This is a genomic window from Blautia obeum ATCC 29174, from assembly GCF_025147765.1.
GTDB classification, from domain to species: Bacteria; Bacillota; Clostridia; order Lachnospirales; family Lachnospiraceae; genus Blautia_A; species Blautia_A obeum.
In genome coordinates this window covers 1917789-1935420 of sequence record NZ_CP102265.1, presented here as the reverse complement: position 1 = coordinate 1935420, position 17632 = coordinate 1917789, and the positions used below count along the sequence as shown (strand labels likewise).

Genomic DNA, 17632 nt, shown 5'->3' with positions numbered 1-17632 from the left:
CATTCTTTTTTATCATTATATTTATGGGACTGATCGGTTATCTCATCTATTTTAATACCATAAAAAGCGATGATTTTATCAACAGTCCCTATAATACACGTCAGGATACTTTTGCCGATCGCGTTGTCCGTGGAAAAATCATGTCTTCTGATGGAGAAGTACTTGCTCAGACAAATGTATCCGAAGATGGAACCGAAGAGCGTTCCTATCCATATAATAATGTTTTTGCACATGTCGTAGGTTACGATTCAAACGGAAAAAGCGGACTTGAATCCGAAGCTAACTTTCAGCTTTTGTCTTCTCATGAATTCTTTTTAAATCAGATCCGTAACGAATTTATGGGAACCAAAAACACAGGGGATACCGTTGTCTCTACTTTGAATGCCGACCTGCAGACCACTGCATATAATTCTCTTGGTGACAGAAAAGGAGCGGTTGTTGCTCTGGAACCATCCACAGGAAAAATCCTGGCCCTGGTCAGTAAACCAGATTTTGATCCAAATACAATTTCCGAAAACTGGGATACACTTGTCAATGATGAAACAAACAGCAGTCTTTTGAACCGTGCAACTATGGGGCAGTATCCTCCGGGATCTACTTTTAAAGTTGTCACAGCTCTGGATTATTTTCGTACCAGAGGAAGTTTCAATGGTTTTTCATTTGACTGCCAGGGTAGTATCACAAAAGAAAATCATACTATTCAGTGCTATAATGGCAAAGTACATGGTACAGAAGATTTTTATACTGCATTCGCAAACTCCTGTAACTGTGCTTTTGCAGAAATTGGAACTGAACTTGGGGGAGCCTCTCTGCTCAAAACAAGCGAAGATCTTCTTTTTAACAAAAAACTTCCACTGACTTCTTATCGCAAAAGTTCTTTTACTCTGAACGGAAGTTCTGGAATTCCACTGATCATGCAGACTGCAATCGGGCAGGGAAACACCCTTGTATCCCCTATGCATATGGCACTGATTACAAGTGCCATTGCCAACGATGGTCTACTGATGAAGCCTTATCTGATAGACAAAGTCACAAATGCCGGTGGTGATACGATCCGTACAACAGAACCCACTGATTATAAACGATTAATGACCAGCAATGAAGCAGCACTGCTTGGAAAACTAATGGAGGGTGTTGTTCAGAACGGAACAGCATCTGCTCTGAATGGACGTGGATACACAGTTGCCGGAAAAACAGGCTCTGCCGAATATGACGAAAATGGATCCAGTCATTCCTGGTTTATTGGTTATTCCAATGTAGACAAACCAGACCTTGTTGTTGCGATCATCGTAGAAGGCGGCGGCACAGGAAGTGAAGCAGCTGTTCCAATTGCTGCTGATCTGTTTGATGCATATTACTTTGATTAAATGTTACTGTTCACTCCGTTCACGGCAACTTGGGCAAACAGTAAGTTATAGTTGCCAGTTAATTAAAAAAGAGTTATACTATAACCAGTTCGAGATATAAAACTCACACGCAGTACAGGAGGAAATTGCAAAATGATAGAAGCAACGAGCTGTGGCGGTGTGGTAATTTATCGTGGTAAAATACTGGCACTGTACAAGTCTTATAAGAATCGTTATGAGGGCTGGGTGCTGCCGAAAGGAACCGTGGAGCAGGGCGAAACACATATCCAGACTGCTTTACGAGAGGTGCGTGAAGAAGCAGGAGTCAAAGCTTCCGTAGTGAAATATATTGGCAAAAGTCATTATAATTTTACAGTACCCGAAGATATCGTTACAAAAGAAGTACACTGGTATCTGATGACGGCTGATAATTATCATAGCAGACCTCAGAGAGAAGAATTTTTCGTAGATTCCGGTTATTACAAATTTCATGAAATCTATCATCTTCTCCGTTTCTCTAATGAGAAACAGATTGTAGAAAAAGCATATCAGGAATATCTGGAAATGCGGAGTCAAGGACTCTGGGGAAAACAGCACAGAGTATAAGCTCTGCAGAAAATGTATCCATAACAGGGCTGCGTATCCTACGCAGTCCTGTTTAAATTCTAAAAAAAAGGGAAATATAATATAAAGATATTCCCCTAAAGGAGCAGTGAAACAGATGCTGAAGTGGCACAAGAATTACTATAGAGGAGCGAGTATAAAAAATATCAGCAAAATTCGGTTGAAACTCATTCAGGGGAAACCTGTACCTGGCATCTATCTGATCACATTATCAGAAAATCCTCATAACCAACTGGAAATTCTGCCGGCTCTAACACTTGTTCAGGAAACAGCAGCACGTATCTGTCCTGAGATCGTAGGTATTGCCAAAGGCAAAGAAGAGGCTCTGGAACTTATTACAGATATGGTTCAGACTATCTATGAAGAAACCGGAGAACTTAATATAAAAGAATATTGGAAGAACAGGTGAACGCATGCTACATATTCTATGGACATTACTCAAGTTTATATTGATCCTTCTGGGAATCCTTTTAGGTCTCATACTAGTGGCAGTGCTACTCATTCTGTTCTGTCCGGTCCGTTACAGGGCTTCCGGCACTAAGGAAACAGATTCTTTCCGGGATATTTCTGCACGGGCACGTGTCAGCTGGCTTTTTGGCGTTGTTTCTTTCCAGCTGCAATACCAAAACGGTACATCAGCTTTTGATTTTCGTTTATTCGGAATCCCAATCATGAAACTGATCCAGAAATTTCGAAACAGAAGCCATCCTGCCGAAAAAAAGCCTCAGAACGGTCATGCAGATTCTTTGCCAGCTAATACAGAAAAAAGTACAAATTCAACAGATTTCAAAGATGTCTCAACAGCAGATTCCTGTCGTTCCACAAATGAGGCTTCCGATCTCACTGAAGAAACCGTAGCTTCTGAAAGAGATACAGATCTTGAATATGCACGAACAAAGATTGGACATCTCTTTTATAGACTCGGCATATTTTTTCGGAATCTTTGGAACAGACTTAGCAGATTATGGCAGAAAATTTGCCGTATTCCTTCCTCTGTAGAAAATTTTACTTTAACAATCCAGAATATCTGTGCTAAAATAGAATCATATCAGAAATTTCTGGAACATCCCAGAACAAAAGCTGCGTTTTCTCTCATAAAGGACAGGTTTTTCCGGTTGCTTCGGCATGTATTTCCAACTAGAATACAGGGCACACTTACTTTTGGAAGCTCAGATCCATCTGTTACAGGAGCCGTACTTGCAATTCTGGGAATGACGATACCTCTTCACAAAAATTGCATTGCTGTAACACCTTTATTTGAAGACCGGAATGTTATACTGGGAAATATTCAGATAAAAGGCAGAATATACGGAGTCGTTTTATTAAAAACTGCTCTGGAATTATATTTTAACAAAAATATCAAGTACATCATCAGACGATGGAAGCATAAATAAGGAGGACTGATTATGTCAGGCGAAAACAATTTCAAAGACACTGTAAACTCTCTTTTCAAAGGGCTGGATGCCTTCATTTCCGCCAAAACAGTTGTAGGAGAAGCAATCCATGTAGGAGATACGATCATTCTTCCTCTAGTAGATGTATCCTTTGGTGTTGGTGCTGGTGCATTTGAAGGTGACAAAAAAAGTAACGGCGGTGGCGGTATGACCGGAAAACTCACCCCTAGCGCTGTCCTTGTTATTCAGAACGGAACTACCAAACTGGTAAATATCAAAAATCAGGATGGACTTACAAAGGTTCTTGATATGGTTCCGGATTTTGTAGATCGTTTTTCATCCGGTTTTGGGAAAAACACTTCTTCAGATGATGGAAACGATGAATAAAAATAGAAAAAGAACACTCACAAAAAGACTTTCGTGATTCTCCCGAAAGTCTTTTTTGCATATAATAATATAACCTCAAAAGACGGAGGTCGGATGTGGGAAGACTTTTGGGATTAATGTTGTTCTGCATTGGCATCGGAATGGTGATCGGCATGCTCGTTACAGAAAATGTGATCATTATTATCTCAGCCGGCCTTTGCCTGCTATGTGGATATCACATGTTCTGCAGATGATATTATTGACAACAAGCAGCAGAAGTGATTATAACACGAACAAAGGCACGGGATACATCCCGTGCCTCTTCTTATTCGTTCATTTTAATGAAATGATTATGCTCTTTCTACTTTTCCGGATCTCAGACAAGAAGTACATACATACATCTTCTGTGCACCGCCAGCAGCGGTTTTAACTCTAACGGATTTCACGTTAGATTTCCACATTTTATTAGATCTTCTATGTGAATGACTTACATTATTTCCGAAATAAGCACCTTTTTCACAAACTGCGCATTTAGCCATGATAGCACCTCCTTGACGCTTTTTTTCAACAGGTCTTATTTTAACAGATGAATTTGCCTTTTGCAAGTAAAAAAACAGAAATTCTAAAAATAATATTCCTTTTTCGTAAAAAAAAGGTTATAATACATGCATACTAAAAAATTGGAGGTACCTATATGAATGGACGTATAGATTCCGGATTAGGACAAATCGTCATTGATACAGACGTAATTGCTACCTATGCAGGAAGTGTTGCTGTAGAATGTTTCGGTATTGTTGGAATGGCAGCTGTCAGTATGAAGGACGGACTGGTAAAACTTCTTCGCAAAGACAGCCTGAAACACGGCATCAGCGTAACAATCACTGAAGACAACAGGATCCGCCTGAATTTTCATGTAATTGTTGCCTATGGAGTTAACATCAGTACAATTGCAGATAACCTTGTCAGCAATGTAAAATATAAAGTTGAAGATTTCACCGGTATGGAAATCGAAAAGATCAACATCTATGTGGAAGGCGTACGCGCCATCGATTAATAATCAGAGGAGGAACTTGTGGTGAACATAAAGACCATAGATGCCAAAGTACTTTCCAGAATGTTTCTGGCCGGCGCCAAGAACCTGGAAGCAAAAAAAGAATGGATCAATGAATTAAATGTATTTCCTGTTCCAGATGGAGATACAGGTACAAATATGACTATGACGATCATGTCTGCAGCTGCAGAAGTAAGTGCGCTGACAGAGCCGGATATGGAAACGCTGGCAAAAGCCATTTCTTCCGGTTCTCTTCGTGGTGCCCGTGGAAACTCTGGTGTAATTCTTTCCCAGTTACTTCGCGGATTCACCAGGGGAGTCAGAAAATCCAACGAACTGGATGCCATTACAATCGCTGCTGCCATGGAACGTGCAGTAGAAACAGCATACAAAGCTGTTATGAAACCAAAAGAAGGAACCATCCTTACTGTAGCAAAAGAAGCCTCTCTCAAAGCTGCAGAAATTGCTCCGGAAGCAGAAGAACTGGAACCTTTTTTCAAAGAAATATTTGAACATGCAGAATATACTCTTTCCCGCACACCGGAAATGCTTCCGGTATTAAAAGAAGCTGGTGTCGTTGATTCAGGTGGACAGGGACTCCTTGAAATACTGCGTGGTGCAATTGACGGCTTTCTCGGCAAAGAAGTTGATTACTCTGAATTCGAGAAACCTGCAGGTGCTGCAGTAACTAAGATTTCTCCACAGGCAGAAGCAGATATCAAATTCGGATATTGTACAGAATTCATCATTCTTCTGAATAAGCCAATGCCAATTGAAGAAGAGCATTCTTTCAAGGAATTTCTTACTTCTATCGGTGATTCTATCGTTCTTGTTGCAGATGATGAAATTGTCAAAGTCCATGTACACACAAACCATCCGGGACAGGCAATCGAACGTGCTTTAACATATGGTTCTCTTTCTCGTATGAAAATTGATAACATGCGTGAAGAGCATCAGGAAAAACTGATTAAAGATGCAGAGAAACTTGCCAAACAGCAGGCAGAGGAAGAAAAACAGCAGACTCCTCCAAAAGAAACCGGTTTCATCGCTGTATCTGCCGGCGCCGGTCTTACAGATATTTTCAGAGAACTTGGAGTTGATTACCTGATTGAAGGCGGTCAGACAATGAACCCAAGTACAGAGGATATGTTAAATGCAATTGACAAAGTCAATGCAAAAACGATCTATATCCTTCCGAATAATAAAAATATCATTCTCGCTGCTAATCAGGCTCGCGATCTTACCGAAGATAAAGAGATCATCGTCATCCCTACCAAGACAATTCCACAGGGTGTGACCGCACTGATCAGCTTTGTCCCAGAAAAAACAGCTGAAGAAAACACAGCTGAAATGATAGATGCCATTTCCCGCGTACACACTGGTCAGATCACCTATGCAGTGCGTGATACCCGCATAGAAGATAAGGAAATACACGAAGGTGACATTATGGGTATTGGTGACAAGGGTATTCTTGCAGTAGGCAGCGGCAAAGAAAATGTTGCTGTTGCAACCGTAAATGCCATGATGACTGATGATGCAGAAGTAATCAGTATTTATTATGGTTGTGATACTTCTGAAGAAAAAGCAGAAGCTCTTGCTGCAGTATTGGAAGAAAAATATCCAGACTGTGAAGTAGAAGTAAATAACGGTGGTCAGCCGATTTACTACTATATTATATCTGTAGAATAAACCAATGGGTGACAGTTTACGAACATTAAAGGGTGTTGGAGATAAAACAGAAAAACTTTTTTTTAAACTTGGCATCTATGATACAGACGATCTCCTTCACTATTATCCAAGAAATTATGACGCATTTGAAGCGCCGGTAGATATCGCAGATTTGGAAGAGGGGACGGTAAAAGCCGTCTCCGCTGCGGTATGTTCCGGCGTTTACGTTACTTCTGCAAAAGGCAGGCAGATCATTACTGCATCCATAAATGATTCCTCTGGCAAACTTTCAGTCATATGGTTCAATATGCCATATCTTCGAACTGTGTTGAAGCGAGACAGTCAGTTTGTCTTCCGTGGACGAATCGTACGAAAGCAGTCCCACCTTGAAATGGAACACCCGGAGGTTTTTACTCCTGCCGCTTATGGAGAAATACTGCACAGTTTACAACCTGTGTACGGGCTGACCGGTGGTCTGTCTAACAAAACTGTTACTAAAATGATTCACCAGCTCCTGAAAAATCTTCCAATGTACAGTGAATTTCTACCTGAAGAAATACGGGAACGTTATCAGCTTGCAGACATCAACTATGCTTTGCGCACCATCCATTTTCCAGGAAATATGGAGGAGCTTCTTTTATCACGAAAACGTCTTGTTTTTGATGAATTTCTGCTGTTCATTCTTTCTGTCCAAATGTTGAAAGAGAAAAGTGAGGAAACACCTAATTATTTTCCAATCAATAAAACATGGACTACCGAACAGATCATAGAAAATCTTCCATATTCTCTGACAGGTGCTCAGCTAAACACCTGGCATGAAATCGAACGTGATATGTCCGGACAGGCTTTAATGTCCCGCCTGGTTCAGGGAGATGTAGGAAGTGGCAAAACAATCATCGCTTTTCTTGCCATGATACTGGCCTGTGAAAATGGTTATCAGGCAGCACTCATGGCACCGACAGAAGTACTTGCCAGACAACATTACGATGGCTTTCTCAGATTACAGGAGGAACAAGGACTGAATTTCCATGTTGTATTGCTGACAGGTTCCAATACTGCCAGAGAAAAAAGAGAAATTTACCAGCATATTGCTTCAGGAGAGGCTCAGATCATTATTGGTACCCATGCACTGATTCAGGAAAAAGTTGAATATCATGATCTTGCTTTGGTTGTAACCGATGAACAGCATCGTTTCGGTGTCAAACAAAGAGAAGCTCTCACAACCCGCGGAAATCCACCAAACATTCTTGTTATGAGTGCCACACCAATTCCACGTACATTGGCGATCATCCTATACGGCGACTTGGATATTTCCATCATCGATGAATTACCAGCCAAAAGACTTCCTATCAAAAACTGTGTAGTCAATACTTCCTATCGCCCCAAAGCATATGCCTTTATCCAACGTCAGGTACGGGAAGGCAGACAGGCATATATCATTTGCCCAATGGTGGAAGAGAGCGAGGGACTGGATGCTGAAAATGTACTGGATTACACCAGAAAATTAAAAGGAATCTTTCCTTCGGATATCAATGTATCTTTCCTTCATGGAAAAATGAAACCAAAAGAAAAAAATGAGATCATGGAAAAGTTTGCCGCAAATGAAATTCAAGTTCTTGTATCCACTACGGTAGTTGAAGTTGGTGTCAATGTTCCGAACGCAACTGTCATGATGGTTGAAAATGCCGAACGCTTTGGTCTGGCTCAGCTCCATCAGCTTCGTGGGCGTGTTGGAAGAGGAGAATATCAGTCCTACTGTATTTTTATACAGGGTTCTGATGAAGAAACCACCTCAAAACGACTGGATATTCTAAATAAATCAAATGACGGTTTCTATATCGCAGGAGAAGATCTGAAGCTGCGTGGACCTGGTGATCTCTTTGGCATTCGCCAGAGCGGCGATATGGAATTCAGAATCGGAGATATCTACAACGATTCTGCAATCCTGAAATCGGCAAGTGAAGCTGCTGCTGAGATTTTGTCTCTTGATCCTGATCTTTCACTCGAACAGCATCGGGCACTTAAACATTATCTTTTGAAGCGCCAGGAAAACGCCTCCGACGGTCTGGGACTTTGATTCTGGCTCCATGAGCATAGCCAGAAAAGCCATTGCAAATTGTGAAAAAACGTAGTATCCTAGTACCGTATCAATTATATCTACCTTGTGAGGAGGCTATTATGGCTACAAGAACAATTACAAAAAAAGCAGAACTCAAGACATCTACTGCAAAACCGGCTACCGAAAAAGAGGCTCCTGCAAAAAAAACAGTAACAAAAAAAGTAACAGAAAAAGCTGCAACAGTTAAAAAGACCGCTGTCAGAAAAACATCTTCCAGAAAAACTGTTTCTTTAAATACAGAAGTATATGTACAGTGGCTTGGAAAAGAAGTCTATGAAAGAGACATCATAGAAAACATCAAAAAGGTCTGGACGGAAGAAATGGGCAAAAAAGAATCCGAACTTGTTGATCTGAAAATATATATCAAACCAGAAGATAATGGTGCACATTATGTGATCAACGGTGACATTACAGGATTTATCGAATTATAATCTTATTTTGCAAACATATAAAAACAGATGATCCGAAACGATCATCTGTTTTTTTCTTCAAATCAACCGTTTTGTATCATTTTCTGTACATTTTTTCAATTTCATGTTATTATAAGGAGAATCTGTCTGCTTTGGCACGACATTTGTTTTTGCAAAGCACCCAAAATAAATAGAGAGGAACAAAATGAATGTTATCGGTTATTGAAACAATCAACACTACAGTAAACAATTTTATCTGGGGTGTTCCGGCTATGATCTGTATTATCGGAGTCGGCCTTTATCTCAGCATCCGTACAGGATTTCTTCAGATCAGGAAATTCCCTTACGCTATGAAAACAACCGTTGGCCGCATGCTCCGAAAACGTGAGGCATCTGACGGAAGAATGACACCTTTTCAGGCTGTCTGTACTGCACTTGCAGCCACAGTCGGAACCGGAAATATTGCCGGAGTCGCAGGCGCCATTGCCATTGGAGGTCCTGGTGCTGTATTCTGGATGTGGATTTCTGCACTCCTTGGCATGTGTACCAAATTTTCCGAAGTAACTCTGGCCGTACACTTTCGTGAAACTAACGAAAACGGTGAACTTGTCGGTGGACCAATGTATTATATCAAAAATGGCCTGAAGAAACACTGGCACTGGCTTGCATACCTCTTTTCCGCTTTTGGTGTACTGACTGTATTTGGTACCGGAAATGCTACACAGGTTAATACGATCACAGCTGCTGTTAATTCTGCACTTATAAATTACAATCTGATTTCCTCCGATAGCATCTCTACTGCCAATCTGATCATGGGAATTATCATTGCTTCACTTGTAGCACTTGTGCTCCTGGGTGGAATCAAAAGAATCGGTCAGGTAGCAGAAAAACTGGTTCCATTTATGGCTGTGTTTTATATCATTCTTGCTCTTGGCGTTGTTTTCCTTAATTTCAGCCGCATTCCATATGTATTTTCTTCTATTTTTAAAGGAGCGTTTACCCCGGCTTCTGTTACAGGCGGAGCAGTAGGAAGCTTCTTTATGAGCATGAAAAAAGGTGTATCCCGAGGTATCTTCTCTAATGAAGCAGGTCTTGGTACCGGTTCGATCGCACATGCTTGCGCAGATACACGTAAACCTGTCAAACAGGGATTTTTTGGGATCTTTGAAGTATTTACAGACACCATCGTCATCTGTACTCTTACCGCACTCGTAATCCTTTGCAGTGGAATTCCTGTTTCATATGGCGCAGCAGCAGGAGCAGAGCTTACTATTCTCGGATTTACTTCTACATACGGAAGCTGGGTTTCTGTCTTCACAGCTGTAGCAATGTGCTGTTTTGCATTTTCTACGATCATCGGATGGGGACTTTATGGTGCAAGATGCTGTGAATTCCTCTTCAGCAGTTCCAGGACAACCAAACCATTCATGGTCCTGTATTCTCTGGTAGCAATTCTTGGCGCAACTGTAGATCTTGGACTTTTATGGAATATTGCCGAAACCTTCAACGGTCTGATGGCTATTCCAAACCTTATTGCTGTATTCCTTCTGTCCGGTGTAGTTGTAAAACTTGTAAAAGAGTATTTTACAACAGGCGATGGAAAAGATGCCTGACCTTCTATATAAAAATTTATTTTAGTTTCTTCCATTTCGTGCAGAATGTTCCAGTGTATTTCTTGCTTCATTCCATATACTAGCACTGTAACATCCAAATTAAACGAAAACCAAGGAGGAAATTATCATGACAAAAAACAGTTCTTCTAACAGAGCAGTTGTACCTGAAGCCAAAGGAGCCCTGGATCGTTTTAAATTCGAAGTTGCAAATGAACTGGGCGTTCCGCTTACCGATGGCTACAACGGAAACCTGACATCCAAACAGAACGGAAGTGTCGGCGGATATATGGTCAAAAAAATGATTGAACAGCAGGAAAGACAGATGTCCGGCAATTCTCAGAATGAACAGTACTGATTCATTTCCAAGAACTGATCTGAGCGAAATCTGATCCGACTCTGAACAGACAGTGTTGTTTTATAACTGTATGCAGCTATGAAACAACACTGTTTCTTTTTGCGTACAATGGTTTACTTTTTCTAAAAAATAGGGTAAACTTGTATAAAATATTAATTTTCTATGAATTTTGTATAAGTTTACAATAATTAATTGCCAATTTTTTGTTGACTTGTTATAATATATGAGAATAGCTGTATTATAACAAAAAAGCCAGTAATGTATTGGTGAAAATGGAGAGATGAACGATGAATTTAGGAATCATTGCACACAACAGCAAAAAAGTACTTATAGAAGATTTCTGTATCGCCTACAAGAATATACTCGCCAAACATGAGGTCTATGCCACAGGAACTACCGGTCGAAGAATAGAAGAAGCCACGAACCTTCATGTGCATAAATTTCTTGCAGGGAGCATTGGCGGAGACAAACAGTTCATGGAAATGGTAGAGCGTCAGGATCTTGATATGGTTATCCTTTTTTATAATCCGGTTATGATTGATCCGAAAGAACCGGATATCACAGCGATCGTTATGCGTTGTGATCAGTATAACATACCGGTTGCCACCAACATTGCAACAGCCGAACTTCTGATTCTCGGACTGGCACGTGGTGACCTGGATTGGAGATTAAATCTGAAATGAGAGTAATAGCAGGAAAAGCCAGGCGTCTTGCCCTCAAGACTGTACCTGGTATGGAAACCCGTCCTACTACGGACCGTATAAAAGAAACACTTTTTAATATTCTGCAGCCTGAAATACCGGACTGCCGCTTTCTTGATCTGTTCAGCGGCAGCGGTGGTATTGGAATCGAAGCTTTAAGCCGCGGTGCAGAATCTGCTGTTTTTGTAGAAAAGAATCCCAAAGCATGTGCCTGCATCAGGGAGAATCTTACATTTACAAAACTTGCCGAACATGGTAAACTGCTGAACATGGATGTTTTACAGGCTCTTCGCTCTCTCGAAGGTGAAGAGGCTTTTGACTGTATTTTTATGGATCCACCATATAATAAAGATCTGGAGCGTCAGGTTCTCGAATATCTGAAAGACAGTTCTCTGGCAAATACCGATACCCTGATTGTTACAGAAGCCGATCTTCATACGGATTTTTCTTATGTGGAAGAATTAGGATATGAATTATCCCGTTCCAAAGAATACAAAACAAACAAACATATATTTTTGCATAAAAGAAAGTGAGAATACCTATGGTAACAGCAGTCTATCCGGGAAGTTTTGATCCGGCAACCTATGGTCATCTGGATGTTATCCGACGTGCAAGCGTCTCCTTTGACAGAGTTGTAGTCGGTGTTTTGCAGAATTCTGCAAAAAGTCCGTTGTTTTCTGTAGAAGAACGTGTTAATATATTGGAAAAGGCAACAAAGGACATTCCTAATGTGGTAATCAGACCATTTGACGGACTTTCTGTGAATTTTGCCAGAGAGAATCATGCGCAGGTAATCGTACGCGGTCTTCGCGCCGTTACTGATTTTGAGTATGAGCTTCAGATGGCACAGACCAATCGTGTTCTGGCTCCGGATGTTGATACTGTATTCCTTACCACTACATTGGAGTACGCTTATGTCAGCTCCACCATCATGAAAGAAGTTGCCCGTTTCGGTGGTGATCTATCCAGTTTTGCACCGCCGGAGATCATACAGGCATTATGTAAAAAAATGCAGGAAGAGAAAGAAAAAAACAAGGAGAATATACTATGAGCAGCAGAATCGAACAGATTATTGACGAAATTGATGAATTTATAGAAAGCTGTAAATTTCAGCCATTGTCCGCAACCAAAATTATTGTAAATAAAGAAGAGATTGAAGAACTTTTAAGAGAACTTCGTCTCAAAACACCTGATGAAATCAAACGTTATCAGAAGATCATCAGTAATAAGGATGCAATCCTTGAAGACGCTCAGTCCAAAGCAGATGCTATTATCGCAGATGCTCAGGCCAAAGCACAGGAGCTCGTTACACAGCATGAGATCATGCAGAAAGCATATGCTCAGGCTAATGATACAATTAACGCAGCTAATAAACAGGCACAGGAAATCCTTGATTCCGCTACACAGGATGCAAACAGCATTCGTTTAAGTGCTATCACATACACTGATGACATGATGGCAAATATCGGTTCCGTCCTGAACCAGACTCTTGAAGACGCAGGTGGTAAATACAAAGGATTTATCGATGCTCTCCAGAGTTGTCTTGATGTTGTTAATCATAACCGTCAGGAACTTGCTCCTCAGACAGCACAGGCAGCAGCTATGACCGGATCTTATCATGAAGAACCGGCAGACGCACCGGAAGAAGACAGTCTGTTAGATGATCTTGGAGAAGAATAAGGCGAATAACACGGTTGTAATTCCATTCAGAAGTTTTGCTGTTATATAAGGAAGCATTGATAGTTTCCGTGTAACCAGGCTTCTTGTCTGAAATGTTATACAGATTCCGCCAAAAGCTGTCAGAAATAATGTCAACAGATATTTCCATTGCATATGAATATTGGCATTTTGAAGACGGCAAAGTCCTGTTGTCAGTTCCAATATACCGGATAATGTATATCCGATGAGATTTTTCATATTCCAAAAATGACTGATACAGGCAGACAGAATGGAAAACATAAGAATGTATCCGCCCAGGCGGGTAACTGTTTCAAACCCATTCATAATGGAGACATCCAGAAAAGCTCCTGATGAGCTTGAGACGGATGTCTTTTTTTTCTTATCTGCTGATAAAAACTGGATTTTATTTCGATAAACTACAAATCGAAATAAAAGCATAATTGTAAGATCAGACAATGCAAATATTCCAAACACTGTTCGTGCAGGAATCTGATCTTTGAGACAGATATGACACAGATATGTACGTACAAACACAGGGCTTGCATGATTTGTAAATGTAAGAAGATATTTTGCCTCTGACTCACTGATCTGATGATTTTCATACAGATCGGATGTTATTTTGGCACCAACCGGATAGCCGCAGAGTGCTCCGACAATGACTGCATAAGCACCTGCTGCTGAGACACCCAGTACTTTATTCCAGATCACTTCCACAGGCTGCAGTAGTTTTCCTGCCATATTTGTATGAATCAATATTCCTGTCAATATCAGAAATGGCAGCAAAACAGGCAGAAGAACATTCAACCACAATTGCATCCCTTCTTTTGAAGCTGCAAGTGCTTCCTGTGGATACAACAACAAAAAACATATTTGTGAAATACTGAAAACGGTATAAAATATTTTTCTCATAAATACAGCTTTTTATATTTTTATTCTTTACTTTATGCTGCATATCAGACAGATATGTCGATAAAATAAATATACACGCAACAATTCATTAATGGAGGAAATCAATATGAGAGTATTAGAAAACTGCGAACCAAAGCAGGTATTTTATTATTTTGAGGAAATCTGCAAAATCCCACACGGTTCCAGAAACACCAAACAGATCAGCGATTATCTGGTAGCTTTTGCAAAAGAACATGGTTTTGACTACGTGCAGGATGAAATGAACAATGTAATCATTTATAAACCAGCAACACCCGGCTATGAGAATGCACCAACTGTTATTCTGCAAGGTCATATGGACATGGTTTGCGAGAAAAGGCCCGATGTACAGCATGACTTCGAAAAAGACGGACTGAATCTTTCTGTAAAAGATGGATATGTCACAGCCAACGGAACTACTCTTGGTGGTGATGACGGTATTGCAGTAGCGTATGCACTGGCACTTCTTGACAGTACAGATCTGCCACATCCGGCACTGGAAGTGCTGATCACTGTAGATGAAGAAATCGGTCTTCTTGGTGCTGTAGGGCTTGACTGCAGTGTACTCAAGGGTAAACGTATGATCAATATGGACTCAGAAGCAGAGGGCAGCCTCTGGATCAGTTGTGCCGGTGGACTTTCTGCTGTCAGCCATATCCCGGTTGCACGCGTAGACGCAGAAGGAGAAAAACTTCAGATAAAAGTATGCGGCCTGATGGGTGGTCATTCCGGTTCTGAGATTGACAAAAAACGAGCAAATGCCAATGTAGTAATGGGGCGTTTTCTGTATGGACTCAAAAGAGAAGCAGATTATGAGATTATTTCCATGACTGGTGGACAGAAAGATAATGCCATTACACGAGAAGCAGTCTGCGATATTCTTGTATCCAAAGAAGAAATGGACGCCGTCAAAGCATATGCCTCCAAGGTTGAAAAAGGTCTTCGCGAAGAATATGACGGAAGTGATAAGGGTATTTCTATCCAAATCACAGAAGCAGGCCATGAATCTGCAAAAGTCCTTCACCCGACAAGCCGCGAAAAAGTTCTGTTCTATCTGATGGAGGTTCCTTTCGGTATCCAGAAAATGAGTGCAAATATCGAAGGCCTTGTAGAAACCTCTACCAATATTGGTATTGTATCTCTCTCTGAAGATGAATTTTTTGCAAGTTCAGGTGTCAGAAGTTCCGTAGAAGCAGCACGCAATGCTCTTTCCGATAAGATTCAGTATCTGACAGAATTCCTTGGCGGAGAATATGAAATTCAGGGCGCTTACCCTGCATGGGAGTATCGCAAAGAATCTCCACTTCGCGACAAAATGGTTGAAGTATATGAAACCATGTACGGTCAGAAACCAGAAGTTGTAGCTATTCATGCCGGTCTTGAATGTGGTCTGTTTTATAAAAAAATCGATGGCCTTGACTGTGTATCTCTCGGACCGGATATGAAAGACATCCATACTTCCGAAGAAGTGCTTGACATTGCTTCTACAGAACGTGTATGGAAATATCTTGTAAAAGTTCTTGAAGAGTTAAAAGACTGAGCTTAAGCAGTCAAAATTCTATTATAAATTCAATTACTCAAAAAGGCTTCGCAGATATGCGGAGTCTTTTTTGCATATAATAATCTGAAAACCACTCAGAAAGTATAACATCTATGTCACGTTCTTCTTTTTTCTTTGTATTTTTCATTCTGATACTGTCTAACAGCATACTGTCCTACATTTCATTCAGTCGAAGCACTGTCTCTGTTCTAAAAAAAGACTGTGCCGCCTCTGCTGAGTTCCGACAACAGAATCTGTCCCCGGAACTTTATCGTCAATTGACAGAATCCGGTCTTTATCCTTCAGACTGGTGTGATCTTCTTACCACAACCATGTTAAACAGTCATTTTCATCCTCAACATATTTCTCCTGATAATACCTTTTATCTGTTGTACAAAAAAAGCTGCTATCTGCAGCTAAAAAATTATTATGAAGCAATCTGGGGAAATCTGCAGTATTTTCCTGTTGCCTCTGATGACATCAGCTATGAAGACAGTTGGATGGACTCACGTACATACGGTGGAAATCGCCATCATGAAGGAACCGATCTCTTTGGTCCCGTCAGTCAATCCGGCTATTATCCCATCATCAGCATCACAGACGGCATTGTTGAACAAAAAGGCTGGCTGCCTCTTGGCGGATACCGAATTGGTATCCGTTCTGACTCTGGCGGATATTTTTATTATGCGCATCTTTCCTCCTATGAGGAAGATTTTACTCCCGGTGATAGAGTGCAGGCCGGAGAAATTCTTGGTTTCATGGGAAATACCGGATATGGACAGGAGGGCACTTCCGAAAGGTTTCCGGTGCACCTTCACCTTGGCATCTATATCACCACCCCAGAAGGACAGGATATCAGCGTAAATCCATACCATGTTTTACAATGTCTCCGAAAAAAAATCAGAAAGTATACATATTACTAACAAAAATTGTACAAATTGTGTTATACTGTATGGGAAGTTTTGTCTTTTCGTATTTCAGGTCTTAACTTCAAAGCAACAATCCTGCAAGGAGCGATATTTATGGAAATACAGTTATGGAGAAGTATTTTATGTCCATATGAACTTGCTGTCAAAGAACTGATGGTAAAGTTTGAACATATTATAGATGAACACAAGCAAAATGACCTGTATTCCCCGATTGAACAGGTCAGTGGGCGTGTCAAGAGTCTTCCAAGTATCCTGGAGAAAATGCAGCGCAAACATATCCCCATGGAAAAGATGGAAGAAGAGATTGAAGACATTGCCGGTATCCGCATCATCTGTCAGTTTGAAGAAGATATTGATACCGTAGCCTCTATTATCCGTAGCCGCAGTGATATGACCATCAAAAGTGAAAAAAACTATCTGAAACATATCAAGCAGAGTGGTTACCGGAGTTATCATCTGATCATTTATTATACTGTAGATACGATCAATGGGCCAAAACGCCTTCAGGCCGAAATTCAGATTCGTACAATGGCTATGAACTTCTGGGCTACGATCGAACATTCTCTGCAGTATAAGTACAAAGGCGAGATGCCTTTACATGTAGCCGAGCGACTGAGCAACGCAGCTGATGCAATCATTGCACTGGACCGTGAAATGTCATCTGTTCGTGATGAGATTATGGATGCGCAGAATTCTTCACAGACACAGTCCAATCTGGTAAAAGACATTTTGCTCAGCATTGAAAACCTGTACAAGATTTCCAACAAAAGAGAAGTTGAAAAAATCCAGGATGAATTTCTACGGGTATTCCGCACAAAAGATCTTCAGCAGCTTGCCCGTTTTCATCGTCAGCTCGACATTATTGCGGAGGGTTATAGAGCCCAGTCCGTTTCATTTTAGGAGTATATA

General features: G+C 40.8%; 21 protein-coding genes. 19 read left to right on the top strand and 2 right to left on the bottom strand.

The features are described 5' to 3' along the window. Positions 1-23 precede the first annotated feature (23 nt). From NQ503_RS09275 to NQ503_RS09250, 6 genes are all read left to right on the top strand, one after another. Positions 24-1367 (top strand): peptidoglycan D,D-transpeptidase FtsI family protein, encoded by a 1344-nt coding sequence (locus NQ503_RS09275; protein ID WP_005424589.1) that lies wholly within the window; start codon positions 24-26, stop codon positions 1365-1367. Positions 1368-1499: 132 nt separating this feature from the next. Continuing rightward, complete coding sequence (locus NQ503_RS09270) at positions 1500-1952, top strand: NUDIX hydrolase (protein WP_005424591.1); 453 nt, start codon at positions 1500-1502, stop codon at positions 1950-1952. 115 nt (positions 1953-2067) lie between these two features. Beyond that, positions 2068-2379 (top strand): hypothetical protein, encoded by a 312-nt coding sequence (locus tag NQ503_RS09265; protein WP_005424593.1) that lies wholly within the window; start codon positions 2068-2070, stop codon positions 2377-2379. Positions 2380-2383: 4 nt separating this feature from the next. After that, entirely contained in the window at positions 2384-3364 is a 981-nt protein-coding gene (locus NQ503_RS09260) for a DUF2953 domain-containing protein (protein WP_005424595.1), read from the top strand. Between the two features lie 12 nt (positions 3365-3376). Then, positions 3377-3751, top strand: coding sequence for a GerW family sporulation protein (locus NQ503_RS09255; protein WP_022389304.1), 375 nt, complete (start codon positions 3377-3379; stop codon positions 3749-3751). Positions 3752-3846: 95 nt separating this feature from the next. After that, positions 3847-3984, top strand: coding sequence for a hypothetical protein (locus NQ503_RS09250; RefSeq protein WP_154648331.1), 138 nt, complete (start codon positions 3847-3849; stop codon positions 3982-3984). A gap of 96 nt (positions 3985-4080) precedes the next feature. On the opposite strand, the gene rpmB is transcribed toward NQ503_RS09250, so the two are convergent. Then, positions 4081-4269, bottom strand: a complete 189-nt coding sequence (gene rpmB / locus NQ503_RS09245; protein WP_015542684.1) for a 50S ribosomal protein L28 — start codon at positions 4267-4269, stop codon at positions 4081-4083. 155 nt (positions 4270-4424) lie between these two features. Between rpmB and NQ503_RS09240 the strand changes: the two genes are divergently transcribed. From NQ503_RS09240 to NQ503_RS09195, 10 genes are all read left to right on the top strand, one after another. Further along, positions 4425-4784 (top strand): Asp23/Gls24 family envelope stress response protein, encoded by a 360-nt coding sequence (locus tag NQ503_RS09240; RefSeq protein ID WP_005424603.1) that lies wholly within the window; start codon positions 4425-4427, stop codon positions 4782-4784. Positions 4785-4805: 21 nt separating this feature from the next. Further along, positions 4806-6470, top strand: coding sequence for a DAK2 domain-containing protein (locus NQ503_RS09235; RefSeq protein WP_044925558.1), 1665 nt, complete (start codon positions 4806-4808; stop codon positions 6468-6470). Positions 6471-6474: 4 nt separating this feature from the next. Next, positions 6475-8526, top strand: coding sequence for an ATP-dependent DNA helicase RecG (gene recG, locus NQ503_RS09230; protein WP_259892449.1), 2052 nt, complete (start codon positions 6475-6477; stop codon positions 8524-8526). 101 nt (positions 8527-8627) lie between these two features. Further along, a complete protein-coding gene (locus NQ503_RS09225) occupies positions 8628-8999 on the top strand; it encodes a DUF6465 family protein (RefSeq protein WP_005424611.1) in 372 nt (123 codons plus the stop codon). A gap of 188 nt (positions 9000-9187) precedes the next feature. Continuing rightward, the gene (locus NQ503_RS09220) at positions 9188-10591 is read left to right on the top strand and encodes an alanine/glycine:cation symporter family protein (RefSeq protein WP_005424614.1); all 1404 of its coding nucleotides are present in this window, start codon (positions 9188-9190) and stop codon (positions 10589-10591) included. A gap of 127 nt (positions 10592-10718) precedes the next feature. Then, entirely contained in the window at positions 10719-10946 is a 228-nt protein-coding gene (locus NQ503_RS09215; RefSeq protein ID WP_005424616.1) for an alpha/beta-type small acid-soluble spore protein, read from the top strand. Between the two features lie 287 nt (positions 10947-11233). Further along, complete coding sequence (locus tag NQ503_RS09210; protein ID WP_022389309.1) at positions 11234-11629, top strand: methylglyoxal synthase; 396 nt, start codon at positions 11234-11236, stop codon at positions 11627-11629. Then, positions 11626-12180, top strand: a complete 555-nt coding sequence (gene rsmD, locus NQ503_RS09205; protein WP_005424619.1) for a 16S rRNA (guanine(966)-N(2))-methyltransferase RsmD — start codon at positions 11626-11628, stop codon at positions 12178-12180. Before NQ503_RS09210 ends, rsmD begins: the two co-directional genes overlap by 4 nt. 8 nt (positions 12181-12188) lie before the next feature. Next, complete coding sequence (coaD, locus tag NQ503_RS09200) at positions 12189-12698, top strand: pantetheine-phosphate adenylyltransferase (RefSeq protein ID WP_005424620.1); 510 nt, start codon at positions 12189-12191, stop codon at positions 12696-12698. Next, on the top strand, positions 12695-13327 hold the full coding sequence (locus tag NQ503_RS09195) for a hypothetical protein (RefSeq protein ID WP_005424621.1): 633 nt from the start codon (positions 12695-12697) through the stop codon (positions 13325-13327). The genes coaD and NQ503_RS09195 overlap by 4 nt, the downstream gene beginning before the upstream one ends. Here NQ503_RS09195 and NQ503_RS09190 read toward each other — a convergent pair. Then, the gene (locus tag NQ503_RS09190) at positions 13304-14137 is read right to left on the bottom strand and encodes a hypothetical protein (RefSeq protein WP_154648332.1); all 834 of its coding nucleotides are present in this window, start codon (positions 14135-14137) and stop codon (positions 13304-13306) included. The genes NQ503_RS09195 and NQ503_RS09190 overlap by 24 nt on opposite strands. Positions 14138-14342: 205 nt before the next feature. Here NQ503_RS09190 and NQ503_RS09185 point away from each other — a divergent pair, with 205 nt between their 5' ends. The 3 genes from NQ503_RS09185 to NQ503_RS09175 all read left to right on the top strand — a co-directional run bounded on the left by NQ503_RS09185 (position 14343) and on the right by NQ503_RS09175 (position 17623). Then, complete coding sequence (locus NQ503_RS09185) at positions 14343-15794, top strand: aminoacyl-histidine dipeptidase (protein WP_044925560.1); 1452 nt, start codon at positions 14343-14345, stop codon at positions 15792-15794. 278 nt (positions 15795-16072) lie between these two features. Continuing rightward, on the top strand, positions 16073-16717 hold the full coding sequence (locus NQ503_RS09180; RefSeq protein ID WP_233435655.1) for a M23 family metallopeptidase: 645 nt from the start codon (positions 16073-16075) through the stop codon (positions 16715-16717). Between the two features lie 99 nt (positions 16718-16816). Further along, on the top strand, positions 16817-17623 hold the full coding sequence (locus NQ503_RS09175; RefSeq protein ID WP_005424627.1) for a GTP pyrophosphokinase: 807 nt from the start codon (positions 16817-16819) through the stop codon (positions 17621-17623). The last annotated feature ends 9 nt before the right edge of the window (positions 17624-17632 follow it).